Source organism: Novosphingobium sp. fls2-241-R2A-195 (assembly GCF_030209485.1).
Taxonomy (GTDB): domain Bacteria; phylum Pseudomonadota; class Alphaproteobacteria; order Sphingomonadales; family Sphingomonadaceae; genus Novosphingobium; species Novosphingobium resinovorum.
Genome location: NZ_JARVRY010000004.1, coordinates 214,031 through 239,148, shown reverse-complemented (window position 1 = coordinate 239,148; position 25,118 = coordinate 214,031). Strand labels below are relative to the sequence as shown.

21 protein-coding genes are annotated in these 25,118 nt (G+C 64.0%); 12 read left to right on the top strand and 9 right to left on the bottom strand.

Annotated elements, in window-relative coordinates:
• Positions 1-131: 131 nt before the first annotated feature.
• Both QRN25_RS04105 and QRN25_RS04100 read right to left on the bottom strand, forming a co-directional pair.
• Positions 132-1,307: an aromatic ring-hydroxylating oxygenase subunit alpha gene (locus tag QRN25_RS04105; protein WP_285017597.1), complete on the bottom strand. Its 1,176-nt coding sequence runs from the start codon at positions 1,305-1,307 to the stop codon at positions 132-134.
• Positions 1,308-1,414: 107 nt separating this feature from the next.
• Entirely contained in the window at positions 1,415-1,900 is a 486-nt protein-coding gene (locus QRN25_RS04100) for a VOC family protein (protein ID WP_285017596.1), read from the bottom strand.
• A 197-nt stretch (positions 1,901-2,097) separates the two neighbouring features.
• Between QRN25_RS04100 and QRN25_RS04095 the strand changes: the two genes are divergently transcribed.
• Positions 2,098-3,189, top strand: a complete 1,092-nt coding sequence (locus QRN25_RS04095; RefSeq protein ID WP_285017595.1) for an acetamidase/formamidase family protein — start codon at positions 2,098-2,100, stop codon at positions 3,187-3,189.
• 256 nt (positions 3,190-3,445) lie between these two features.
• Positions 3,446-4,321: a hypothetical protein gene (locus QRN25_RS04090; protein ID WP_285017594.1), complete on the top strand. Its 876-nt coding sequence runs from the start codon at positions 3,446-3,448 to the stop codon at positions 4,319-4,321.
• Positions 4,322-4,324: 3 nt separating this feature from the next.
• Here the strand turns inward: QRN25_RS04090 and QRN25_RS04085 are convergent, their stop codons facing one another.
• Positions 4,325-5,584, bottom strand: coding sequence for an MFS transporter (locus tag QRN25_RS04085; protein ID WP_285017593.1), 1,260 nt, complete (start codon positions 5,582-5,584; stop codon positions 4,325-4,327).
• A gap of 200 nt (positions 5,585-5,784) precedes the next feature.
• On the opposite strand from QRN25_RS04085, the gene QRN25_RS04080 reads away from it, so the two are divergent.
• The 5 genes from QRN25_RS04080 to QRN25_RS04060 all read left to right on the top strand — a co-directional run bounded on the left by QRN25_RS04080 (position 5,785) and on the right by QRN25_RS04060 (position 9,913).
• Entirely contained in the window at positions 5,785-6,624 is an 840-nt protein-coding gene (locus tag QRN25_RS04080) for a DODA-type extradiol aromatic ring-opening family dioxygenase (protein WP_285017592.1), read from the top strand.
• Positions 6,625-6,693: 69 nt separating this feature from the next.
• A complete protein-coding gene (locus QRN25_RS04075; RefSeq protein WP_271182815.1) occupies positions 6,694-6,900 on the top strand; it encodes a hypothetical protein in 207 nt (68 codons plus the stop codon).
• Positions 6,901-6,902: 2 nt separating this feature from the next.
• The gene (locus QRN25_RS04070) at positions 6,903-8,249 is read left to right on the top strand and encodes an AtzE family amidohydrolase (RefSeq protein WP_285017591.1); all 1,347 of its coding nucleotides are present in this window, start codon (positions 6,903-6,905) and stop codon (positions 8,247-8,249) included.
• Positions 8,250-8,439: 190 nt separating this feature from the next.
• Positions 8,440-9,429, top strand: a complete 990-nt coding sequence (locus QRN25_RS04065; RefSeq protein ID WP_285017590.1) for a sterol desaturase family protein — start codon at positions 8,440-8,442, stop codon at positions 9,427-9,429.
• A gap of 13 nt (positions 9,430-9,442) precedes the next feature.
• Positions 9,443-9,913, top strand: coding sequence for a hypothetical protein (locus QRN25_RS04060; protein WP_285017589.1), 471 nt, complete (start codon positions 9,443-9,445; stop codon positions 9,911-9,913).
• Between the two features lie 6 nt (positions 9,914-9,919).
• On the opposite strand, the gene QRN25_RS04055 is transcribed toward QRN25_RS04060, so the two are convergent.
• Together QRN25_RS04055 and QRN25_RS04050 are read right to left on the bottom strand one after the other, a co-directional pair.
• Positions 9,920-10,531 carry an OmpA family protein gene (locus QRN25_RS04055; RefSeq protein WP_285017588.1) on the bottom strand — a complete coding sequence of 204 codons (612 nt, stop codon included), beginning with the start codon at positions 10,529-10,531 and terminating at the stop codon, positions 9,920-9,922.
• The gene (locus tag QRN25_RS04050; RefSeq protein WP_285017587.1) at positions 10,528-12,363 is read right to left on the bottom strand and encodes a cation:proton antiporter; all 1,836 of its coding nucleotides are present in this window, start codon (positions 12,361-12,363) and stop codon (positions 10,528-10,530) included. Before QRN25_RS04050 ends, QRN25_RS04055 begins: the two co-directional genes overlap by 4 nt.
• Before the next feature lie 79 nt (positions 12,364-12,442).
• Here QRN25_RS04050 and QRN25_RS04045 point away from each other — a divergent pair, with 79 nt between their 5' ends.
• The 3 genes from QRN25_RS04045 (at position 12,443) to QRN25_RS04035 (ending at position 16,952) form a co-directional block, all read left to right on the top strand.
• Entirely contained in the window at positions 12,443-12,715 is a 273-nt protein-coding gene (locus QRN25_RS04045; RefSeq protein WP_285017586.1) for a hypothetical protein, read from the top strand.
• Positions 12,716-12,989: 274 nt separating this feature from the next.
• Positions 12,990-15,146: a TonB-dependent receptor gene (locus QRN25_RS04040; protein WP_350224235.1), complete on the top strand. Its 2,157-nt coding sequence runs from the start codon at positions 12,990-12,992 to the stop codon at positions 15,144-15,146.
• Between the two features lie 165 nt (positions 15,147-15,311).
• The gene (locus QRN25_RS04035) at positions 15,312-16,952 is read left to right on the top strand and encodes a Na+/H+ antiporter (protein WP_285017584.1); all 1,641 of its coding nucleotides are present in this window, start codon (positions 15,312-15,314) and stop codon (positions 16,950-16,952) included.
• On the opposite strand, the gene QRN25_RS04030 is transcribed toward QRN25_RS04035, so the two are convergent.
• Positions 16,936-17,832 carry a Rossmann-like and DUF2520 domain-containing protein gene (locus QRN25_RS04030; RefSeq protein WP_285017583.1) on the bottom strand — a complete coding sequence of 299 codons (897 nt, stop codon included), beginning with the start codon at positions 17,830-17,832 and terminating at the stop codon, positions 16,936-16,938. The two genes, QRN25_RS04035 and QRN25_RS04030, sit on opposite strands and share 17 nt — an antisense overlap.
• A 91-nt stretch (positions 17,833-17,923) precedes the next feature.
• Here QRN25_RS04030 and QRN25_RS04025 point away from each other — a divergent pair, with 91 nt between their 5' ends.
• On the top strand, positions 17,924-18,802 hold the full coding sequence (locus QRN25_RS04025) for a pirin family protein (RefSeq protein ID WP_285017582.1): 879 nt from the start codon (positions 17,924-17,926) through the stop codon (positions 18,800-18,802).
• Between the two features lie 207 nt (positions 18,803-19,009).
• Complete coding sequence (locus QRN25_RS04020) at positions 19,010-20,542, top strand: MDR family MFS transporter (protein WP_285017581.1); 1,533 nt, start codon at positions 19,010-19,012, stop codon at positions 20,540-20,542.
• 3 nt (positions 20,543-20,545) lie between these two features.
• Here the strand turns inward: QRN25_RS04020 and QRN25_RS04015 are convergent, their stop codons facing one another.
• From QRN25_RS04015 to QRN25_RS04005, 3 genes are all read right to left on the bottom strand, one after another.
• Positions 20,546-21,736, bottom strand: a complete 1,191-nt coding sequence (locus QRN25_RS04015; protein ID WP_285017579.1) for a beta-barrel domain-containing protein — start codon at positions 21,734-21,736, stop codon at positions 20,546-20,548.
• Positions 21,726-23,885 carry a type I secretion system permease/ATPase gene (locus QRN25_RS04010; protein WP_285017577.1) on the bottom strand — a complete coding sequence of 720 codons (2,160 nt, stop codon included), beginning with the start codon at positions 23,883-23,885 and terminating at the stop codon, positions 21,726-21,728. The genes QRN25_RS04015 and QRN25_RS04010 overlap by 11 nt, the downstream gene beginning before the upstream one ends.
• Before the next feature lie 65 nt (positions 23,886-23,950).
• A complete protein-coding gene (locus QRN25_RS04005; RefSeq protein ID WP_285017575.1) occupies positions 23,951-25,063 on the bottom strand; it encodes a TolC family protein in 1,113 nt (370 codons plus the stop codon).
• Between the last annotated feature and the right edge of the window lie 55 nt (positions 25,064-25,118).

The window sequence follows — 25,118 nt, the reverse complement described above, 5'->3', positions numbered from 1 at the left end:
TCCCGTCATTGCGAGCGGAGCGAAGCAATCCAGGGCGGCGCGGTGCTGCCCTGGATTGCTTCGCTCCGCTCGCAATGACGGGCGAGGTCATGACCGTAGCCTATCCAACGTTTTCGAGCTTCGCCAGACGCCTAGGCCAATCGCTTGTGTGCAGTGCGGTAACGGTGGACCAGCCACTTGTTGAACTGGCCTTGCGCGCCTTCCTGCCACGAATAGCGGCCGCGCGGGGCGAAGCGCGAGCGCAGGCCCTTCTGCACCAGTTCGTCGACGTGGAAATCCTGCGCGATGATGTGTGCGGTGGCGCGCATGTTCATGTCGAGCTTGTGGTCGAACGTCGGGTCCTTCATCGCGCCCGGCGCGAACAGCAGGCCGGTGTCCATCTCCAGCGATTCCGGGCCGTCGGGCCGCAGGATCAGGTAGATCACCATGTCGCTCATCATGATGAGGCTGAGCGAGGGCGGGACGTTGGCGAAGGTCATCCGGTTTCGCATTTCGTCCGAAAGGCCCGGGAAGATCGGCAGCACCGCGCGCTGGGTGGCGTTGAAGCTGGCGTCGGGGTGGAGCGTGCCGTTGAAGCGCAGGAACCCGGCGTCCTCGGGCTCGGAATGCGGGAACTCGGCCTTGCCGGACGGCACGAAGTCATGCAGCGGCCCGGCGTGGAGGCGGCTGGCGTGGTAGCCGTCGTTGTTGTTCTCGAACATCACCTTCCAGTTCCACGGCAGCCGCGCGCCCTCCTCGGGCTTCGGGCCTTCGGCCGAGGCGAGGTCGTAGCCCGCGATCGCCTCGGCCACGCCGGTCAGGCGAGGGGCGAGCGGTGCGGCGTTCTCGTCGAAGTTGATGAAGATGAAGCCGTTCCAGATCTCGACCGCGAAGCGCGGCAGGCTGTTGGCCTTGCGGTCGAAATTGCAGGTCTTGTTCATCGCCGGGGCCGCCACCAGCGTGCCGTCGAGCGAGTAGCTCCAGTGGTGGTAGGGGCACAGGAACCCGCGCGCGTTCCCGCTGCCCTCGGCCACCAGCATCGCGCGGTGCTGGCACACCGCCGACATCGCCCGCACTTCGCCCTGCAGGTTGCGCGAGACGATGATCGGCTCGTTGATGGTGCGGGTGGTGAAGTAATCGCCCGGATTCGGAACCCAGTCCTCGCGCCCGACGCACTGCCACTCGGCGTAATAGAGGGCGTCCTTCTCGAACTCGTAGAAGTCTTGAGAGGTGTAGCACGAGGGCGGCAGCGTCACCGCGTCCTCGAGATTCACCGCAGAGGCGGAGAGGGATTCGATGAAGTCGTCCGTCATGGTTGGCGCGGGCATGTGACCATCCTGAGTGCTGTTATGGGTAGGCTAGGTGCCGTTGAGTGCCGTCAGGTGCATTTGTGCATGCGGCACCTGCGAAGGCAATATTGCATTTGCGAGAAAGCCTACTCGCGGGTGTAATCGTCTGGAATCCTGGGAGGATCTCCGGCCTTGCCCCAGAGCAGGATCTCGTTGCCCCAGGGATCGCGGAAGCAGTGGTTGAGGCCGTTGAAGGTGCTCCAGAAGTGGTTGCGCCACAGCACCGTGGCGCCGCGCTCCTCGGCGGCGGAAAGGATGCGTTCGGGGGTGTCGTCGTCGCTGATGAGCACCCAGATGCGCGGTTTCCGGCCCTCTGCGGCGATTTCGCGCGGGGCGATGCCTTCGGCGTCGGGGTGCGGGCGGGCGTTGGCGGGGTCGAAGATGCCGACATGCAGGTTGCCGATCTGGCTGTCGGTGCCGTCGGGATTGGGGAACATGCCGCCCGGCACCATGCGGTGATAGACGCCCTCGGGCTTATGATCGTCGCGCCAGCCGAAGACTTCGGCGTAGAAGCGCCCTGCGGCGGCCGGGTCATCGGCGGGCAGATCGACGAAGATGAGGGTGTTGGGCATGGGTCTTGGCTTCCTTTTCGTGTGCCTCACGGTCTGCGCCAGATGCGCGCGCGGCTCTTGGCGGCAGGCGTCCGGTTTGTTGACGAGGGCGACGAGCCGCGTCTTGCGCCAACTACCAGTGCGCTGACGGCCAAGACCCTTTTCGTCCCCCGGAGGAGAGTGAAGCGGTCGATCCTCCACTCTACAAAGGACACTGCATGGCTTCGGTCACCACTCTGACATCGGCGAAGGCGGACACGCGGCCCTCGGCGATCTGGCATCTCAAGGCCACGCCGGAGACGATCCACTGGGGCTACTTCTCGCCCGAGATCAAGCCGGCGCTCAGGATCAAAAGTGGCGATCTGGTGCAGGCCGAAGCGATCACGCACCATGCAGGCGATGCGCCCGAACTGATGTTCGACGAAGGCGTGGAGCGCATCTTCCGCGAGGTCGATCCCACCAGCCGCGCGCCCGGCGTCCACATCATGACAGGCCCGATCTACATCGAGGACGCCGAGCCGGGCGACATGATCGAGGTGCGCTATCTCCAGATGACGCCGCGCAACAACTACGGCTCCAACCTCGCGGCGAACTGGGGGCATCTGTATGAGGAGTTCGGCAGGAAGGAGCGGGTGACGATCTACGAGCTGGACCCCAGCGCGAACACCGCCCACGCCCTTTATGCCTACGATTTCCCGGGCGAGTACCTCGTCCCCGGCACCATCACCAACTGCCCGGTGTGCGACCGGCACCCGGCGCTGCCCGGCATCACCATCCCCGCCCGTCCGCATCTGGGCACGGCGGGCGTGGCGCCGGCGGTGGACGCGCCGGTCTCGACCATCCCGCCGGGGCTGCACGGCGGCAACATCGACAACTGGCGCATCGGCGCGGGCTCGACGATGTTCTACAAGTGCCAGGTCAAGGGCGGGCTGTTCTCGATCGGCGACCCCCACGTCAGCCAGGGTGACGGCGAGATCAGCGGCACCGCGATCGAGGCGTCGCTCGACTGCCTGTTCCAGATCATCCTGCGCAAGGACTTTTCCTTCCCCTCTCCATTGCTGGAAACGCCCGAGAACTGGATCGTCCACGGCTTCGGCGAGGATCTCGATCAGGCGATGAAGAACTGTTCGATGGACATGCTGCACCTGCTCCACGAGCAGCAAGGGCTGAGCAAGGAGGACGCTTATTCACTGATGAGCGTGGCGGCCGACTTCGGCGTGACGCAAGTGGTTGACGGCACGCTGGGCGTCCACGCACGCATCGAGCGGCGCATCTTTTTGGGCAAGGGCACCGTCATCGACCCGACCTGAAGATACGTGGCCAAGGACTCTGAAATACTACGGAATTGTTCCGTTGCCTTTCGGCTCCATCGGGGTATCCGACCGAGGCGACCCGAAGGACGGAACTTATCCGCCTTTCAGCCTGACCCGGGGCCTTATCGGCCACCGGGTCATTTTTTTGCCATCGCTGCTTGAACGGCTACGAAAATCCGTAAAATCCACTAGCTTATCGTTAACGAAGCCTCGCCGCGGCTTCGTCGGGGGCTGTTGCGGCGACGAGGGGCTGATGGACACGAACTGGAGGGCCGGTAGTGCCGGCGATACGCATATCTCGATCGCGCAAGTACGCGCGCATCCGCGCTTCGAGGATGCCAAGGCGCTGCTCATCGACGGGCTGGCAGGCCTTTACATTGACGACGCTCGGCTGCGCACGCTTATCGAATACGAGAAGGGGGTTACGTTCATGCTGATCGCCTCGCTCGACGCGCTGCGCGATCCCGACGATCCGGCGGGCGGTGTATCGATGCAAGTGCTGAACGAAGTGCTGCCCAACATGGGTATAGCACCCGGCAGGCGGATCGCCGATCTCGTTGCCAACTTGCGCCGGGACCTGCTGCTGGATGTCGTGCCTGACCCCAGGGATCGCCGAGCCCGGCTGCTGCGCGCCACCGAGCGCGGGGTCGCGGCCGATTGCGAATGGCTGGGGGTATTCCACGCACCGCTCGCGCTGCTGCGTCCGGAGGTCGATTACCGCCCGGTGCTGGAACGACGGACAAGTTACCAGAAGGCCTTCCGCATCGCCGGGCTAAGAACGCTCGAGATCGCCAACGAGATCATGAGCGCCAACCCGCCGATGGACTATTTCGTGCAGGAGGCAGTGGGCTTTCGGGTGCTGATGATCCTGATGCAGTCCGTACGCGGCAATCCGGACAATCGCACGGCGCCGGGGTTCTATTCACGGGCCGGCGGGCAGGGCGGTGTCTCCCGCACCCATGTCCGCAACGTGCTCAAGGGTGCGGCGGAGCGTGGTTTCGTCACGCTGTCCGAGCGGCCGGGGGACTATGTGGAACTGTCCCAGACCCTCATCGACGCTTTCGACCGATGGGTGGGAGAGAGCCTGTCGTCGATCGATCGGGTCCGTACGCTCAGCGGATACCCCTGAGCATCAACCTGCCGCCATTGCAAGATCTCCGGAGGCAACGGGCTTGACCGGACGTACGCGGGTGCGCCCGTCGGCACCGATGCCAGGGAGGAAGAACAGCAGGGCCATTCCCGCTCCCAGCACCACGATGATCGCCAGTGCAGCCTCGTTATAGGAGCCAGTGGCCCCGTAGCTGAGATCCATCGCCGCCGGGGTCAGTCCCTGTGCCAGGATGACGGCGGCGTAGAGCACCGCGTTGATCGATCCGAAATGCCTGAGGCCGAAATAGCGCGAGCAGAAGTAGGGCAACGCCGCATATTCCGCGCCCATGCCGATACCGAGCAGGACGCCTGCGGCGGTGGCGGCAAGACCGCCCTGTCCGAACTGCAGAAGCCCAAGACCCGCCATGGCGGCGGCATACATCGGCACGATCAGCAGCGGCGTACGCAGCTTGTCCAGCATTCCGCCGGTCACCACCTGCCACGCCGCCGTGACAAGCGCGAAAGTCGCGACAACGCCGGTCGCCTGGCCAAGGCCGAAGCCGCGATCGGTCATCATCGGCACGACATGGGTGAACACCGCCGTCATGCCGCCCGCGCCGCTTGCGACAGCCATCAGCAGCAGCCAGAAGCGGCGGGTGGATGCCGCCTCGCGCAAGGTCATGCCCTCGAACACGCGTTCCGGTTCGTCCGGCTGCCGGGTGACGTGGCCGGGCGTGTCGTGCAGCCAGAACCACATGATCGGAAAGCCCAGCAGCAGAACGATCGCGCCGATCGCGCCGTACGTCGCGCGCCACCCGATCAGCGGCAGCAGGATGCCTGCCACTACCGGCATCAGGGTCGCGCCGACGCCGTTGCCGATCCCGGCGGTCACCCCCAGCATCAGTCCGCGCCGGGCGTCGAACCAGTTCGACACGATCTTGGCGATCATCGGCGAGGCGCATGTCGCGCCCGCCAGCCCGATGAGACCGTACTGGAGGTAGAACAGCCAGAGGCTGCCGCTCGTCTGCGACAGGCTGGCCACCAGCAGCGCGAGGGCCACGTTGCCTCCCAGGATCATGGGTCGTGCTCCGACACGGTCCATGGTGCGCCCGATCAACGGATAGCTTGCCGCCGCGATGATCGCGATTAGGCCCAGCACGCCCGACACCGCCGCGCGCGACCAGCCCAGGTCCTGCGAGATCGGCACCAGGAACGTCCCGAAGGTCGCGCTGATCGCGGCAGTGAGGCAGACGAGGTTGCCGGTAGTGGCAGCGATCGCAAGGCGGGTAGAAGCGCTCGGCATGGGCAGGTCTCCGGTTCCGATTGCCGGAGTAAAGGCCCGCCGCGTGCCGATCCCAAGTGTTTATAGGTGCGTCGCAACAATTCCTTCGCGCGCCGTCAACTATGGGTCCTTGCACGAGAGCGCGCTCGACCCGACTTTGCACCCAGCGACCCTTGGGGTCGAAAATTGCCCGCGAGATCAACCAGGGACGATTCGCCAAGATGAATGCTCAGACGGCCGACATGACGGTTTCCTCGACGCAGATGCCCACCTTTTTCATTCCGCATGGAGGCGGTCCGTGCTTCTTCATGGACTGGTCGGTGATGGGCGGCCCCGCCGACACGTGGGACAAGACCGAGGCGTGGCTGCGCGCGCTCGTCTCGACACTCCCAGAAAAGCCGAAGGGTATCGTCGTGATATCGGGCCATTGGGAGGAGTCGGCATTCACCGCATCTACTGCGGTAGAGCCGGGGATGATCTACGATTACTACGGATTCCCGCCGCATACTTACGAGCTGAAATACCCGGCGCCGGGCTCCCCCGCGCTGGCGGAGCGCGTCGTGGAACTGCTGAAGGGTGCGGGCCTGCCCGCCCGCACCGATCCCGCCCGCGGCTTCGATCACGGTGTATTCGTACCCTTCCTGCTGGTCGATCCGGACGCTACGATCCCGGTCGTGCCGCTTTCGCTCAAGGCGGACCTCGATCCCGCCGAGCATATCGCCGCAGGCAAGGCGTTGGAGCCGCTGCGCGAGGAGGGCGTGCTGATCGTCGGCTCGGGCATGAGCTACCACAACATGCGCGGTTTCCGCACGCCGGCTGCGACCCGCCCCTCGGCGGTGTTCGACCAATGGCTGACGGGAGCGGTCGAAGCCACGCCCAAAGAGCGTGAAACGTTGCTTTCGCATTGGGCCGAGGCGCCTGCGGGCCGCCAGTCGCACCCGCGCGAGGAGCATCTGCTGCCGCTCATGGTGGCGGCCGGGGCGGGTGGGGCCTCGGCCGGACACAAGGTGTTCGGTGACAACGTCATGATGGCGGACATCTCGGCCTATCGGTTCGGGTAAAGGCCCCCTTGCCGCTAGATCGCAAGACTGTAAGGGTGGCCCTTCGATCGATGGCGAGCGAGGGAGATCATGCTGGTGGCCGAAACGAGCGGAAAAGCGGCACCTCCGAGCGAGGGCAGCCTGCGCACGCGCATGGCCGAGGCGGGCGTTTCCGCTCCTGAGGAGTGCTTGCCGGGCGTCCTGTCCAACCTGATCGTCCTGCAGGACCACGTCGCCACCTTGCGCGCCTTTGCGCTCGATCCACGCAGTGCCAGCGCCATGCGGTTCGAGGCTTGAGCATGTCCCTCGCGCCGTTATCCGCTATCGTCATGGCCGCCAAGGTGCGCGGCGGCGACATCTCCGCCGTCCAATTGGCGACGCTGGCCTTCGAAAAAGCCGAGCAACTCGGCGGGGAGTGTAGCGGCTTTACGCGGCTGCTGCGACGGCGTGCGCTGGCGCGGGCGGCGGCGGTCGACAAGCTGGTCGAGGCTGGGCTCGATCCCGGCCCACTGGCAGGCGTGCCCTTCGGCGTGGCGGACCTGTTCGACGTGGCCGGAGAGATCACCACCGCAGGGTCGCGCACACGGCGCAATGCGGCGTTCGCCAGCCGTGACTCCAAGGCGATCGCGCTGCTCGAAGCAGCGGGCGCGGTGCTTGTCGGCACGCAGAACATGGACGAATTCGGCTACGGCTTCGTCACCATGAACGCCGAATACGGCACGACCCGCAATCCGCACGATCCCGAACGTGTCGCAGGCGGCGCGGCGGGCGGTTCGGCAGTGGCGGTGGCGACTGGCGTGGTCCCGCTCAGCCTTGCTTTCGACACCAATGGATCGCTGCGCGTGCCTGCGGGGCTGACCGGGGTAATCGGCCTCAAGCCCACTTACGGCGACCTTCCGCGCGAAGGCATGTATCCTTTCGTCGAGAGCCTCGACGTCGTGGGGGTGCTCGGCCGCGATCTCGATGACGTGGCGCTGGTCCGCACGATCCTGCGCGAAGGCGCGCCCGAACGGCAGGAGCCCTTGCGCGGCGAGATTTCCTTCGGCCGCCTGATGAGCTGGTTCGACGACAACATCTCCGAAGAGATGCGCGGACCGCTCGATGCGTTCTGGAGCCGTCTCGGCCGCATCAGTTTCGAACTGCCGCATTCCGAGATCGCCCGCGCCGCGGCCTCGGTCATCATCGCGGCGGAAGGCGCCAGCCTCCACCGCCCCGCGCTCGAGGCCGACCCGATGCAGTTCGAGCAGCCGGTGCGCGATCGCATGCTGGCTGGTCTGCTGTTGCCGAGCGACGATTACCTTGCCGCGCAGCGTTTCCGGAGCTGGATTCAGGCGCGCCTGCGCCGCCAGTTCGAGCTGGCCGACGTCCTCTTCACCCCCGCCGCGCCGGGCTTCGCACCGACCATTGCCGATCCGGTGATGACGTTCGAGGGCAAGACGATCCCGGCTCGCAGCCACCTTGGCATCTACACGCAGCCGATCAGCCTGATGGGGCTGCCCGCGCTGGTGCTGCCGCTAGCGGGCGACTTCGCTATGCCGCTGGGCATCCAGTTGATCAGCGCGGCCGGACATGAGCCACTGCTCTTTCGCGCGGCGCGGCAGTTGATCGACAAGGGCCTTTGTGCGGTGCCGCTCCCGCCCGAGTGATGGCCAGCGCAAAGGGCGATGCGCGGGGCCGGAGCCCACTTGTATAGCGGAAGACGGCAGAAATCCGGATTTCGTGACATTATTTTTGCAGTGCACAAAGAGGGAATGGACAGCCGCAAAGGTTTGGTATTACCATATCAAAGTTTAGTATTACCGACGTGGGTGGTCGGGTATTACGAGGGCGGGTGATATGGACGGAGTTCGCGTAGGCAAGAGGCTGATCGGCACGCAGTCGCCGGTCACGGTGGGCTGGGAAAACATCCCGCGCGTAGAGGGCAGCCCGGTGAAACAGTTCGTCTTCACTTGGTTTCAGCCTGCAGTGCTGATCGCGTTGGTGACCTTCTGGCTCTGCGCACCCGATTCCATCGCCAAGGCCTCGACCGCGATCGGCATCGGGATCGGTTTTAAGGCGCTGCTTTATTGCCTCGAATGGGTGAACCCGCGCCACGACAGCTGGCGGCTTACCTGGAAGGAACTGGTCACCGACCTGTTCTACGTCGGCATCAGCTATACGCTGGTCAAGTATGCTGGCAAGCACATCGGCAGCGACGCCATGGTCGGGGCCATCCAGCATGCTTTCGACTGGGAGAAATTCGCCTATTTCAAGGAGATGCCCCTGCTTGTTCAGGCGTTCCTGATATCGTTCATCTTCGATTTCGGGCAATACTGGATGCATCGCGGCATGCACAACTGGTATCCGCTATGGCTCACCCATTCGGTGCATCATTACATCACGCAGCTCAACATCAACAAGGGCGCGGTCGGCAATCCGGTCGAGTTGTTCCTGATCGGGCTCGGCATCGGCGGATTCTTCGATTTCCTGCCGCGTGCCGCGCTGCTGGCCGGAGCGATCGGCATGGCGGTGAGCACGTACCAGCACATCAACGTCCGCTTTAACACCCCGCGCCTGTGGCGCTTCCTGTTCAACACCACCGAGCACCACAGCGTCCACCACTCGCAGGACTTCGAGGCGAGCCGCAGCAACTACGCGGGCACCTACATCTTCATCGACCGCATGTTCGGCACTTGCGTCGATGGCGAAGCGGAACTCCTCGGCATGGAAGGCGGCCGCCGCATGTCGATCCGCGAGCAGATGACCTACCCCTTCACCGAAGCCTGGAGGACCACGAAGTCCGCCATTCAGGTTCGCTTCCAGCCCGCCGCCGTCCCGGCCGAATAAGGGAGACTTTCGCGTGGACCTTCCCTTCATAGACCGGATCTGGCGTGTTCGGGGATCCCTAGCGCTCGATGTGCGGCGTGCGCCCCGGGACGTCTTCGCCCGCCTCGACCACTTGTTTCGCGCGGTCGGCACGACCTTCCGCATTGATGGCGACACCCTGGCCTTCAGCAAGAAAGACCCGATCGCACAGGACCGGATGGCCATCTTCAACCACGGCGCGTTGTGGGTGGAGGATAACGGGCAAAGCGCCGAACTGCGCTACGACCTGAACAGCCCGACCCTTCAGTTCTGCTTCTTCCTGCCGTTCCTGTTCCTCGGCATCGCGTGGCTGCTCAAGGAATCGCGCAATCCGGCTTTCGTGTTCGCCGGTATCTTCACGGTGCTCTACGTCGTCGGCCGAATTCTGGAGCCGTGGCTGATCCGATCGGCCTTCCGCAAGAGCCTTGCTGACGTGGAGCCTGTCACCGAAATCGCACCGGTCTGACCCGCTTTACTCCGGCTTCGCGGCCGGGGTTTCCTCGGCCTGCGGCGGTGCGGGAAGATCGACCTTGATCTCCACCCGCCGGTTTTTCGCCCGGCCCTCCATATCGTCGGTGCCGTCGAGGTTCCGGTTCGGCGCGATCGGCCGCGCTTCGCCGAGGGCGATCACGGTGATGCGGTCGCGCGGCACGTTGTTCTTCACCAGATAGCCGCGCACGGCCTCGGCCCGGCGGCGCGAGGCGGCGAGGTTCTGCTCATCGGACCCCTTGGAATCGCTGTGACCCCAGATGGTGATCGGGCCGCCAGCCCGGAACGAAGGGTGCGTCATCAGATCGTCGATCATCGCGAGGCCCGCCGCGTCAGGCTCGGAACCCGTGGCGGGGAAGGGGACGACGATCGTTTCCGGCTGCAGCACCGGTGTTTCGCTAGGTTCGGGATCAATCTCCGCGCGGATGATCGACTTCTTTACCAACTCCGGCTCGACCGCGTCGGAGGCATCGGCCGCCGCTTCGCTCTGGTCGTCCTGCGGGGCCTTGCCGGGCTGGCAGGCGCTGACAGCAAGCCCGATCGCGGCGGCGGACAGCCAGTGCGCTGCGCCTTCCGGAAGTTTCAGTCCTCTCATGCGGTCGCCTCCTTTTTGTGGGGTTGGGCCGGGTTGTCGGGATCGGAATGGCGCGAGGGGCCGTAGGACACCACGATGTCCCCCGCCTGCGGCGTCGGCCTCGACGCATGGGTGAAGAAGCGGATACGGCCGTCCTTGCGGAGCACGAACAACATATCCGCCTCGTCCGGCAGCGAGGAGCGGGCATCGGTGAAGTCGAACTGCTCGCTGATCCGCGTCTTGCGGAAGGTCCAGCCCGCCGTCTCGCGCTCCATGATCTCCTCGACGCCGTGCCCGGCGGCGAACATCGCGCGTCCGCGCAGGGCTTCGGGGAGGCTGCGGTGGTCCTCGTCATCGCCGCTGCCGCCGAGCTGGTACACCGCATCGCGGCCAATCTCTGGCGCGAATTCGTTACAGACGAGGGCATTGTAGGCCTCGTTCTCCGTCGTCGCGACGAGCACCTGGAACTGCGTGAGGTCCAGCCGTTCCTCGGTCGTCTCGGCCAGGATCTCGCCGTGATAGGTGGCAATGCCCGCCTGTCGCGGTGCGGCGAGGCGCTGCCAGCTGGCGTCGGAAATCATCACCGGCAGGTCGAGCGACTTGAGCTGGCGGGCAAGCGACAGGCTCCACGGCGTGCTGCCGACGATCAGCAGCCCCTTCTGCGGCGCGCCCATGACGCCGAGCCAGCGCGCGACGTACCGGATGCTGAACCCGTGCGCCACGATCGTCGCCACCACCACGGAGAACGACAGCGTGACGAGGATGCTGCCATCGCCATATCCCAGTTGATCGAGGCGCAACGCGAACAGGCCGGAGACTGCGACCGCAACGACACCGCGCGGCGCGATCCACGCGACCAGCAACCGCTCGTTCCACGGAATCTTGCTGAAGGCCAGCGCGACCAGCACCGTTGCCGGGCGGACGAGGAACAGCAGCGCGAGGAGGAAGGCGATGAAGCGCCACTCGAACAGGCGCAGTACCTCGAAGTTGAGCGACGCCGACAGGAGCACGAACACGCCTGAAATGAGGAGGACGGTGACATTCTCCTTGAACGGGTGAATGTCGCGCAGGGAATCGAGGCGCATGTTGGCCACCGCGACGCCCATCACCGTCACGGCGAGCAGGCCGGTCTCCTGCTGGATCAGGTTGGACAGCACGAATGTCCCGATCACCGCCACCAGCAGGACCGGGGCCTTGAGATATTCGGGCACGTGGCCGCGCGGGAAGGCCCAGGCGATCGCGCGCGCCGTGGCATAGCCGATGAGCCCGGCGACCACCGCCGCACCCAGCAGTGCGGCGACGACCGAGAGCAGGGTGCCGCCTTCATCGACGCGGCGCAGGTACTCGTAGGTGATGACGGCGCAGAGCGCGCCGAAGGGATCGTTGACGATCGCTTCCCACTTGAGGATCGCGCGCGGGCGCGGGGCGACGTTGCTCTGGCGCAGCAGCGGGATCACCACCGTCGGCCCGGTCACCACGAGAATCCCCGCGAACAGGATCGCGACCGGCCAGACAAGCCCCGCCACGTAATAGCAGGCGAGGGTGCCGAGCACCCAGCCCAGCGGGATGCCGATGACCATGAGCCGCGTGACGGCGCCCTCGGTCTTGCGTAATTCGCGGAAATTAAGGCTGAGGCCGCCTTCGAACAGGATGAGCGCCACCGCCACCGAAACCATGGGTTCGAGAAGTTCGCCGAAAGTCCGTTCCGGCACGATCAGCCCGGTCACCGGCCCGGCAAGGACACCGGCGGCGAGCATGAGGGCGATGGCAGGCCAACCAGTACGCCAGGCGATCCACTGCGCGCCGATCCCGAGAATACCGATCAGCGCGAAGACGAGGGCTTGTTGCTCCATAGACAGGAGGTAACCGCTGAAGACCGCAAAAGTAACCGGCGGAGGCAGTTTTTACCCGGCGGAGGCGCGACTTGCCAGCATGGCGGAGGCAGATCGACCGGCCGCGACGGCTGTGTCGCCAGATTGTCATCGCCATAACGCGGATCGCTGGCTGTCCGGTCTTGGTCTTACGGGACAGGCCTATGAAACGCATGAATTTCCGCATGACATCGGGATACCGGCTCTCGCGGCGACGCTGAGCATTGCGACCGATCATGGCGAGGTGTTGCGGGGCTTGGCGCTCGCCTGCGATGTTGATCCGGACGGCCGCCTTACCGATCTCGCGGAGATAATCAGGCATGAGAAGGACTGAAGCTGCCGCGATATTCTCCTCAATCAAAATCTTGCTGTAAGATTGCGATAAATTGCCACGTTGCTGAATTTTGTCCCTTGTTTTTCTCGCAAGTCATTAGCATTAGCAGCGCGCACAAAACATGAGGGATTCTCACGTGTCAAAGTCTCGCCTTCGCCTATCATCGGCGCGCGTTGCGCCTGCTTATCTTGCGCTTTCGTGCGTCGGGTTCGCTGCCGCTCCGGCGTTCGCACAGGATGCCGAAGGCGACCCCGCTGCGCGGAGTCTTGGCGGCGTGACTGTTTCCGACACCGCGATCGAAGAAACTCCGTACCGCACGCCCAAGGCAGACTCGCCCAAGTACACCGCGCCGCTGCTCGATACGCCCAAGACGGTCATCGTCGTGCCGTCGCAAGTGATCCAGGACACCGGCTCGACGACGTTCGTGGAAGCGCTGCGCACTGTGCCGGGCATCACCTTCGGTGCAGGCGAAGGTGGCAACCCACAGGGCGATCGTCCACTGATCCGCGGTTTCGATGCTCAGGGCAGCACGTATATCGATGGAGTACGCAGCGTCGGCGGGCAGTCGCGCGAAATCTTCGCCATCGAGCAGATCGAGGTCGTCAAGGGCAGCGATTCCACCATGGGCGGTCGTGGCAGCGCCGGAGGTAGCCTGAACCTCGTCAGCAAGATGCCTCATCTCGGCACCACCGCACAGGCCGATCTCAGCTACGGCACTGACGACTACAAGCGTGCAACCATCGATGCGAACTACCAACTCGGCGACATGGCGGCGGTGCGGATCAACGGCATGTGGCACGATGCCGACGTCGCCAAGCGCGACGTGGTGACCTACAACCGCTGGGGCATCTCCCCTTCGGCAGCTCTCGGGCTGGGCACCTCGACCCGCGCCTTCATCAACTACTATCACATGCAGAGCGACGACATTCCCGATCCGGGCATTCCGTTCGAGCGCACTGCTGCCCAAGTGACTTCCGCCAGCCTGCTGAAGATCGAGCCCGCCGACGTCAAGCGCAGCACCTTCTACGGGTTGGCCAACCGCGACTTCCGCAAGACCAACACCGATGAACTGCTGATGCGCGCCGAGCACGATCTGTCCGATACGATCCGCCTGCGCGCGACCGGCAAGTATGCCAACGTCAAGCAGTCCTACATCATCACCCAGCCCGACGACAGCCAGGGCAACGTCCAGAACGGCCTCGTCTGGCGCCGCGCCAACACACGCTGGAGCGACGTGGACTCGATGGTCGGCCAGCTCGATCTGTCGGGCAAGTTCACGACCGGCGGCATCGAGCACTCGTTCTCGACCGGCTTCGAGAGCAGCTGGGAGCAGTCCAAGCGCGGCACTTACAACGTCAGCACCAACGTCACTGCGGTCAACACGGGAACCGGACGCTGCAGCGCTGCACAGCAGGCGGCTTACAACTGCACCAGCCTGACCAACCCCAACCCCTACGATCCGTGGCAGAACATATCTTCCGACGGGACCACGATCGTGCCCATCGCGAAGAGCGCTGCCAGCGCCAAGACGGAAGCGACGACTTACGCGCTTTACGCAGCCGATACGGTGACCATCACCGACTTCCTGCTGCTCAACCTGGGCGCGCGCTACGACTGGTACGACACGACCGCGAAAACGCTGACCACTGGCGTTGCCCTGAGCAACAAGGAGCACTTCTTCAACTACCAGGCCGGCCTCGTGCTCAAGCCCAAGGAGAATGGCAGCGTCTACGTTTCGATCGCCAAGTCCTCCACGCCTGCCGGCAGCATGCTGGGCGAAGGGTCGGAAGGTAACGCCCTCGCTGCGGGGCTCGATCTGAAGGCCGAAGTGACCAAGTCCTATGAGATCGGCACGAAGTGGTCGTTCTTCGATGACGCATTCGGCCTTAACCTCGCGCTGTTCAAGACCGATACGGACAATGCCCGCATCACCGACAACAGCGTGGTGGTGTTCCAGGGCAAGCGCAACATCAAGGGCGTCGAAGTGGGCTTCAACGGCAAGCCGCTGTCATTCTGGAGCGTCTTCGGCGGCTATACCTACATGGACTCGGAGATCGGCTTTGCCGGCACCGGCAATGTCAACAACGGCAAGGCGTTCCCGAATACGCCTAAGCACAGCTTCACCGCATGGAATACCTTCGAGATTCCCGGCGGCTATCAGATCGGCGGCGGCGCGATCTACAACTCGAAGCAGTACGGCGGCTACGGCACGGTTATTCTCAACAGCGTGACCTATGACGTTACCCGCTCGATTCCCAGCTACTGGCGCTTCGACGCAATGGCGTCGGCTCGCATCACCGACAACATCTCGTTGCGGGCCAACGTCCAGAACCTCACCAACAAGAAGTACTACGACAAGACCTACTCGACCCACTTCGCGACTATCGCACCAGGCCGTTCGGCCTTCGCGACGCTGTCGCTGAAGTACTGATCGATCCGGTGAAGTCGCAGGCGCCCGCTCCCTTCAGGGGGCGGGCGCTGCTGCGTCCGGACGATACATGCAGAACCGAATTTAATTGCTTTTTTTGCAATTAGTGGGTTGCCCCTCGGGCGACCTGCCTCCTAGACTGCACGGGTAGTCATATGGAGTGAGGTTTTGGAGACAGTTTCGATCGTACTTTTTCTGCTGCTGGCGGTCGTCGTCAGTGGCGCCGTTGCGAGGATGATGCCGTTCTCGATACCTACGCCGCTGGTCCAGATCGTGCTGGGCGGCGTGATCGGAATGTCCACTTCGCATCGGGTCGAACTCGATCCGGAACTGTTCCTTTTCCTGTTCCTGCCACCGCTGTTGTTCCTTGACGGGTGGCGCATCCCCAAGGACGAACTGTTCAAGGATGCGTCCACCGTGGTGGAGCTTGCCCTTGGGCTCGTGCTCATGACCGTGATCGGAATGGGTTTCCTGATCCACTGGATGATCCCGGCGATGCCGCTCGCGGTGGCCTTTGCGCTCGCCGCAGTCGTCTCGCCGACCGATCCGATCGCGGTTTCGGCCATCGCCGCCCGCGTGCCGATCCCGAAGCGCATGATGCACATCCTCGAGGGTGAATCGCTGCTCAACGATGCCTCCGGCCTCGTCTGTCTGCGCTTCGCGGTTGCCGCGGCTTTGACCGGCACCTTCTCGGCCGGCAGCGCGACGCTCAACTTCTTGTGGGTGGCGGGCGGCGGCCTTGCCATCGGCGTCGTGGTGACGCTGGTGGTGACCCGCGTGAAGGCCTGGGTGACGAAGCGCTGGGGTGAGGACACCGGCTCCCAGATTCTCGTCAGCCTGCTGATCCCCTTCGGCTCCTACCTGCTGGCCGAGCATTTCCACGCGTCCGGCATTCTCGCGGCGGTCAGTGCGGGCGTGACGATGACGTATGCGGAGATTTCGCGGCAGGCGCTCGCGGTCACCCGCATGCGTCGCAATTCGGTTTGGGATATGATCCAGTTCACCCTGAACGGCATCATCTTCGTGCTGCTTGGCGAGCAGATGCCGGGCATCCTTGCCGGTGCTCGCCAGACCGTGGCAGTGACCGGGCATAGCGAGGCGTGGTGGCTTGCGATCTATACCCTTGCGATCGTCGCGGGCCTTGCGACCTTGCGCTTCGTATGGGTGTGGGCATCGCTCAAGCTGACGATCCTGCGCAAGGCCAAGCGGGGCGTCGGCGTGCAGACGCCCGACTGGCGCCTGATCGCCGCGACCTCGGTGGCGGGCGTACGCGGCGCCATTACGCTCGCCGGTGTATTGACCCTGCCGCTGACGCTGAACGATGGAACGCCGTTCCCGACCCGCGATCTGGCGATCTTCCTGGCGGCCGGTGTGATCGTGGTTTCGCTGGTCCTGGCAAGTATCGCTTTGCCGTTCCTGCTGAAGGGGCTTGCCATGCCACCCGAACCGGCCCGTCAGGCGGAGGAGGATTCTACCAGGATTGCCGTTGCGGAAGCCGCGATCCAGGCCATAGAGCGGCATCAGCATGCCCTTGCCGAAACTCATGGCGAGGCCGACATCTTCGCCGATGCCGGCGGCCAGGTGATGACCCTCTACCGCGAGCGTATCGAGGGTCTGAGCGAGCGCCAGTCGGCCGAGGCCCGGACCGGCGACAGGCTGCTGCGCGATTTCCGCCTCGTCGGCGTCCGCGCGGAAAGGGCGGCGCTGTCGCAGATGCTGCGTGGGCGTAGCATCAGCAGCGAGACGGCTCGCAAGCTCACGCGCGAACTCGACTTGTCCGAAGCCCGCTTTTCTAGCGGGGCGGCGTAAGCCTGTCGGGGGCGAGCAGCTTCTCCAGTTCCTTGCCCGCTGGCTGGCGTCGCTCGCCCAAGGCATCAAGTGTGGCAAGCGCCATGGCTCGGTAGGGCGCCATCAACGCGGGGTCGTCGGTGGCGATGGCGCGAAAGTGGCGGGCCACGGTTCCTGCGTCGCCCCGCAGGACCGGGCCGGAGAGTGCTGCCATGCCCTTGCTCAGACTGTTCTCGAGCGCGGCACGGGCGAGCGGGGCAAGAAAGTCACCCGGCCGGTCGATGCCCGCCCGCCGCAAGGCATCGCTTGAGCCGGCAATGAGGGTGACCAGATGATTGGCCGCATGGCACAAGGCAGCATGGTATAGCGGCCGGTGCTCTTCGGCGACCTCGACGCCGGTTCCGCCAAGCGCGCGGACGAGCGCCATCCCTGCATCAGTGGCGGCCGCACTTGATCCCGTCACTGCGAAGTGAGCCTGTGCCATGCGCGCGACCTCGGTATGCGGGTCGCCGGTAAATGTCATTGCCGGGTGGACCGCCGCGGTCCGGGCGCCGATGGCCTCCAGGCAGGACAGGGGAGCCGTCCCGCTGCCGCCGCTGAGATGGCAGACGAAAGGGACCACGGGCAGGGGCCATTGCGCCAGGTCGGCGGCCAGCGGCGCGATCGCGTCGTCGGCAACGGCGATGACGAGGGTATCGCAGTTCGTGGCCAGAGCCTGCAGGTCTTCGGCGGCCTCGCATGATGGCCCCACTTCCCGCATCATATCGATGGTGCGGGCAGGGGTGCGACCCCATATCAGCAAGGGCTGATGCGAACGATCGCGCAGCCCCAGCGCAAAGGCGCGCGCGACGCGCCCGGTTCCGATGATGCCGATGCGTTCGGCGATGGACGTGACAGTCATGACGGCTGCCTAGCGCGTCGCTTCGCAAGTTGCACGACCTTGGGCAATCCCGCATAGCTGGCCGGGCAAGGAAACAAACGGGCGAGACGACATGATCGAGATGGTGATCGAGCAACGGCGGCGTAGCCTTGGCGGCGGTCTGGACGTAGGACGGGTGCTGCCTTTCGCCAAGCGTCGCATGGTCGGGCCGTTCGTGTTCTTCGATCATATGGGGCCGCTTGACGTGGCGGCCGGCGCGGACCGCAGCCTCGATGTGCGACCGCACCCGCACATTGGGCTGTCGACGGTGACGTACCTGTTTTCCGGAGAGATCGTTCACCGCGACAGCGTCGGTTCGCATCAGGCGATCCGCCCGCAGGAAGTGAACTGGATGACCGCAGGCAGCGGGATCACGCATAGCGAACGCTTCGAAAAGGCGCGCGCTGTCGGTGACCATCTCCACGGCATCCAGGCCTGGGTGGCCTTGCCGGAAGGCGACGAGGAGGTCGCGCCCTCGTTCTCCCATCACGCCGGTGCCGACCTTCCGCAATGGAGCGAAGCCGGAGTTCGCGGCCAACTCATTGCCGGCAGCGCCTATGGCCTGACCGCAGGGGCTCGAACGCATTCGCCGCTGTTCTATGCGCATCTCGACCTCGATGCGGGTGCTAGGGCGGAAGTGCCTTCGGATCATGCCGAGCGGGCGGTCTATGTCGCCACCGGAGCCGTCGAAGTCGACGGCACGCGGTACGAGGCGGGTCAGATGCTGATCCTGGGCGCAGACGTATCCAGCATCGTCGCCGCGACCGGATCGACGGTAATGGTGCTGGGCGGCGAGCCGGTCGGCGAACGTTTCCTGTACTGGAACTTCGTTTCATCTTCCAAAGACCGCCTCCGGCAAGCGGCGGAGGACTGGAAGGCAGGTCGCATGAAGCTTCCGGACGCGGACGATCAGGAGTTCATTCCGCTGCCGGATGACCCGTTCCTGAAGTAGCTGGCCCTGAAACCGCAGACGATGGCCTGATCCGGGTGCCTGCGGCTCATTCCGGAACACCGGGGGTTCCAATATGCCGCACCGCACCTATATAGGCGGTTCCGGTACGCCCGCGTTACGATGGACGGCCCTTGGACGGGAGAGCCCCATTCGTCCGTAATCCGGAAAGCTGAACATGTATTTTCTCGCCCGCTGCCCCCTGGTCCCATGCTGAGGCCGCGGCGGCGCGGTATCGCCTCGGTCAATGCTGAAGTGCGCGACGGGATCGTTCCCGCCGCAGGCGCGCTCGCGAAGACACGTGATGAAGGACCTGCGGAATCGGGCGCAAACTACCGTTTCATAGCGCTTATCATCGCTTCGGCATTGTTCATGGAATTCGTCGATGCGACCGTGCTCGCCACGGCGTTGCCGACGATGGCGAAAGACTTCTCCGTGCGTCCGCAGGAGATGAGCGTCGCATTGACGTCCTATCTGCTCGCGCTCGCGATTTTCATTCCTGCATCGGGATCGCTGGCCGACCGGTTCGGCTCTCGGACGATCTTTCGCAGTGCCATCCTGCTGTTCGTCCTGGGGAGCCTCGCTTGCGGACAATCGCGCTCGCTCGAGATGATCGTCGTGTCGCGTTTCGTTCAGGGCATGGGCGGGGCAATGATGATTCCGGTCGGGCGATTGGTGCTCCTGCGGTCGGTCGCCAAGCGTGATATGGTCAATGCCATGTCCTGGCTGCTGGTGCCTGCCCTGATCGGTCCGATACTCGGGCCGCCGTTGGGCGGTTTCATCGTGACCTATCTGGACTGGCGCTGGATATTCTACATCAATCTGCCGATGGGCATCCTGGGCTTCTGGCTCGTCGGCCGCTACATCGCCAACATCCGTGAGGATGATCCCGGCCGTTTCGATACGCCCGGCTTCATTCTGAGCGGCCTGTCGCTGGGCTGCCTGCTGTTCGGCTTCGAGATGGTAAGCCGTCCGGGCGAGGGCGCGATGGCGGCAATCCTCGTCGGCATAGGGCTGACCGCAGGCATCCTCTATATCCGTCACGCCCGTGACCGTGAAGGCGCCATCCTCGACCTCGGCCTGCTGCGGGATCCGACGTTTCGACTGTCCGTTATCGCGGGGTCGATCACGCGTATCACGCAAGGCGCCCAGCCCTTCCTGCTGCCGCTGATGATGCAGGTGGGGCTCGGCTTCACGGCGGCCAAGAGCGGGACGATCACAGTCGCGACGGCGATCGGCTCGCTGGCCATGAAGAGCTTCGCGCAGCGGGTTCTGCGCCGTTTCGGCTTTCGTCGCGCGCTGATCTGGAATGGCATCATCGCCACTGGAGGCTATGCCGTCTGCGGGCTGTTCGGCCCTGCCTGGCCGACCTGGGCCATGTTCGCCGTGCTGGTCCTGTGCGGCTTCTTCATGTCCTTCCAGTTCACGGCATACAACACGATTGCATATGATGGCGTCGACAAGCAGCACATGAGCCGGGCCACCGCGTTCTATTCCACGTTCCAGCAACTGATGTTGTCTTTGGGTATCTGCGTGGCGGCAATGGCGCTGCACCTCGCCATGCTCGCCAATGGCAATTCGGCACCGACCTCGCGGGATTTTTCGGTGGCTTTCTGGGTTGTTACCGCGATCTCGCTTACTGCTACGTTCTGGAACCTGCGTTTCGCCAGCGACGCGGGCGCAGAGATCAGCGGCCACGCCGAGGAGACCGAGGCATCGCCGGAACAGCGTTCGGCCGCCTGACGGTCAATGCAAACGCGCTTTCAGAAGAGGGCGCAGCAGATAATTGAGAACACTGCGTTTTCCAGTGAGGATATCGACTTCGGTCACCATCCCCGGGATGATGGGCAAGGCCTTGCCATCCCGCATGAGATGGGCGCCATCGGTGCGGACGAACACTTGATAATAGGCCTCCTTTCCACGTACGGTTTCCTCCTCGATCGTATCGGCACTGATCCGCTCGACCCGCCCGTTAAGGTCGCCATAGACGGTATAGTCATAAGCGGTGATCTTGACCTTTGCCGACATGCCGGGGACGAGAAACGCCACATCGCGCGGACGCACACGGGCTTCGATGAGCAGCCTATCTTCGATGGGTGTAACCTCCATGATCGGTTCTCCGGGCTGAACGACACCTCCGCGCGTATTGACGAGCACCGTATTGATCCGGCCCCGCACGGGTGAGCGGATTTCGGTGCGTCGTAACTGGTCGTCACGCTGCTGGACGATGGGCGTGACGGCGCTCAGCTCGGCCTGCTTGTTCGCCAGTTCGGTATAGGCCTCCTGGGCATAGGTATTTTCAAGTTCGACCAGCTTGCCCGTATAAGTTGCAATGTCCTGCCGCAGCTTGAGCGCTTCCATCTCGCTGACGACCTTTCGCGCGGTCAGCGGTTGTACGATGGCCAGTTGTCCTCGTGCTATGCCGATCTGCTGTTGCAAAGTTCGGCGTCCTTCCTCCAGCTTGCCGCGTCGGGAAACGAACAATTCGCGCTCTGACTGTGCCAGAGCGCTATCGGGGGCGATCTCGCGCGGAAAGTTGATCGAACTCCTGTTCAGGACCTCTGCCTGCAGTCGGGCTATGGCGGCCTGCAGAACGGCTGCCTGATTGGCGGATTCCTCGTAGGAAGTCCGGAAATGCGTGGGGTCGAGGCGGACAAGAGGCTGTCCGTGCACGACGATGTCGCCCTCGCTGACCAGAAGATCCGCCAGGATGCCACCCTCGAGGCTCTGGATCTTCTGCATGCGGCTGACTGGAACCACTCGCCCTTCGCCGCGCGTGACTTCGTCGATGCGCGCGAAGGCCGCCCACAGGATGGCTATGACGATGCTTGCGATCATCGTCCACAACAGTGGGCGAAATAGGGGATGCGTGCCGGCTCGGAAGGGGTCGCCGAGTTCGCGATGCAATCCGTGCGCCGAGAAGCCTTCAACCGCCATATGTCGCTCCCGCCGCCATGCGCTCGGGCGCCTTTACCTGATTGCCGGAGACGACGTTGCCAACCGGCCCGTCCATCACCACGCTGCCATCGCGCATAACGATGACGCGTTCAACCAGCGCCAGCATTGAGCGCTTGTGCGTCGTCAGGACCAGCGTGCGATCGCCCAGCCAGGTCTGCAGCCGAGCGACAACGTGGTCCTCCGCCGCCTGGTCGAAAAATGCGGTTGCCTCATCGAGCAGCACGATTTGCGGGTCCTGCAGGATCACCCGGGCCAGTCCCACCGCTTGCCGTTGGCCGCCCGAAAGGCTGCGACTGCCTAGGAGGGGCATGTCCAACCCCATGGCATTGGCTCGCACGAAACGGCCGAGCCCTACGTCATCCAGCGCCGCGAACATCTCGGCGTCCGATATGGCCCCCCCTTCGAGATTGAGGTTTTCTCGCAAGGTTCCCTGCATGAGGGCGACATCCTGCGGCAGGAAGCCGATGGCCGCCCGTCGGTCGGACGGGTCGATTTGCATGAGGTTCATCCCGTCCAGCATGACATTGCCCGAGGTGAGGTCGCCGAGGCCGGACAACAGGCGCAGCAATGTGGATTTCCCCGCGCCGTTCCCTCCCAGTATCGCGACTTTCTCTCCGGCGGCGATCGTGAGCGCGCTTACGTCGACGACCGGCGGTCCGTCGTCGTACCTAACCGCGGCATCAGCGAGCATGAACTGTCCGCGTAATCGTTCCACGCGGACGAACGCGCGATGCTCCGGCCGCTCGACCGGCGCGGCCATGAGCTGATCAAGCCCCTCGAGGGCGACGCGAGTATGCTGCCACCGTGCCAGTATGCCCGCCGCCTGCGACATCGGCGCAACGGCTCTGGCCCCAAGGAGCGAACATGCGACCAGCGCGCCGACGGTCATCGCGCCTTCACCAATGCGGTACACGCCAAAGGCGACGATGCCGACGTAACAGAACTGCTGCACCATCCCTGCGCCGTAAGTGAGCGCACTCGACAGGGAATGGCTGTGCCGGGCGGTTTCTGCCAGTTGTGCGGTCAGCGTTTCCCAAAGCTGCATGGCCCGTCCTTCGCCGCGCCCCGCCTTGATAGCTTCCAGATTTTCCACCGCTTCGATCAGGAGGCTGTTCTTTATCGCGCCTTCGCGCAGGTTCCGGCGAGAAAAGTCGGCCAGGCGACGCTGCATCATCAGACTGGGAAAGACCATCAGCATGATGGCAGCGATCGGCACCAGCACGACCGGCCCGCCGATCAGCGCGATGATAGCCAAGAATATAAGCGTGAAAGGAAGATCGCTTGCGATTGCGGCACTTGACGAGGTGAAGAACTCGCGAACGCTCTCGAACTCACGGATTTGACTGGTGAAAGCACCAAGCGAGGCAGGACGTGCCGAAAGCCGTGTCTGCAATACTCTTGCAAACAACTGTGTCGATAGGCGGAGGTCGAGGTTCTTGCCCATCGCGTCGAGAAGGTGCCCGCGCATGTAGCGCAGCACAGCCTCGAACACGATGGCCATCACGACGCCGCTAGCCAGTATCCACAAGGTGTCAAAAGCCGAATTGGGTACGACCCGGTCATAGACCTGCATGGCAAAAAGGGCCGTTGCGATGGCAAGGAGGTTGGCCATCATCGCTCCGAGCGCCACCTCAAGGTAGGCGCGGCGATATTTCCTCAAGGCGCCGAAAAACCAGTGCCGGCCATCGGTCGTCGCGAAAGCGCCTAATCTAGCCTCGGACTTGAAGCGGGGCTTGGCGAAAACCGCAACGCCAGCGTACACATCCGCCAGCTTGGCGACCGGCATTTGCTGGATGCCGCCATCGGCATCGGGCAGCCGCAGTACAGCCAGGTCCCCCTCCAGTGCAGTCAAGACTACGCTGTTGCCATCATCGAGAAGCAGCAGGGCCGGTAGCAGATAATCCGGCAGGTCAAGATCGCATCGCCGTACTTGTGCGGACATGTCGAGCCGACGCATGGCGCGTGGTACCATGTCCAGAGGCAGTCCGCCATCGGCCAGAGGCATCCCGTCGCCCAGTTCGCTCGCGCTGGTGTGCCGCCCTAGCATCGCGGCGAGCAGCACGAGGCCTTCACGCAAGGGATCGCGCTTGCGCACCGATGGCCCAAAGTCGTCCGACATTGCTTTCATCACGGGAGGTCCCTCGGCAATGCGACAAGGTCGGAAAGTTTCCCTAGCTGCGCGGCTATCCGATATTAAATTCTGATCGTCTGCAGCTTCACTTCATTAAGCGACCGCAGCGCATCGAAATGTTCGCGCTGTATTGTCACCAGATCGACGATATCCCGCCGCCCAACCTCGAATTGCTCCCTGTAGAGGCCGATCAAGCTGCCAGCGCCGGCCACTTGCGCATGCAGTGCCTGTGCCTGCTGTTCCAGTGCGGTCGCGCTCGTCGTGAGATTTCGGAGCTCGCGTGAAATATCACGCCGGACGGCGGTCTCCTTCAACTGCGCAGCATTCACTCGCTCCCTTGCCGCGTTCGCGCGATCAAATGACGAAAACCCCTGCATCGGCGTCATGCGCAGGCGCAGGGCGACCACTGCGTCGCTGGCCATTCTTCCGCCGATTTCACGATTGAGGGCGGTTGCCTCGAGATTTATACGGGGCAACATCGCCGAGCGAGTATCGTCGAACTGTGCACGGGTGTAATGCGTTTCCTCCAGAGCCTTGAGATATCTCGGTGCCTCGTCGATCAACGCATCGATGTCCTGAGTTTCAAGATATCGGATCATCGAGATCGGGGTGGGCTGTTCCAGATGTTCAGGCAATGCGCCGACAAGCGTTTCGAATTGTGCGGCCGCGGCGGCAGCCTGACCATCATCGCTGGCGAGCTTTTGACGCGCACGCGCCAGTTCGAGCTGCGTGCGATCAGGCTCGCTGCGATCGGCGTATCCGCTGTCTGCCCGCATCTCCGTCATGTGCGAGAGGCCGGTCAGCGCCGAGATCTGGTCGAGATCGACCTCACGCTGGAGCCGCGCCAATACAACGTCGAGGTAGATTTCGATCACGTCGCGCGCAGCTTCGTCGCGGGCGATCGACCAATCAGCACGGCGCTGTCGTTCGGTCGCCCGTGCGCTGCCGACTTTGCTTCGGGTCTGGCCCCAGTCATGAACCATCTGCGCGGCCGTCACCTCGTAAGCCCATTGGTCTGGCGAGACCTCTTGCGGTCCGCCTGATGCAGAAATCGAAGGCAGGTACCCAGATCGCGCGACGTCGACATCGGTATGGGCGGCCTTGACCTCCGACCGTGCGGCGGACAGCGTCGGATCCCTTGCGATCGCTGCGGCTACAGCGTCCTCCACCGTCATAGCCTTTGCGTGTTGCGTGCTCGGGCCAAAGACCGAGAAAGCGATCATGCCGAGA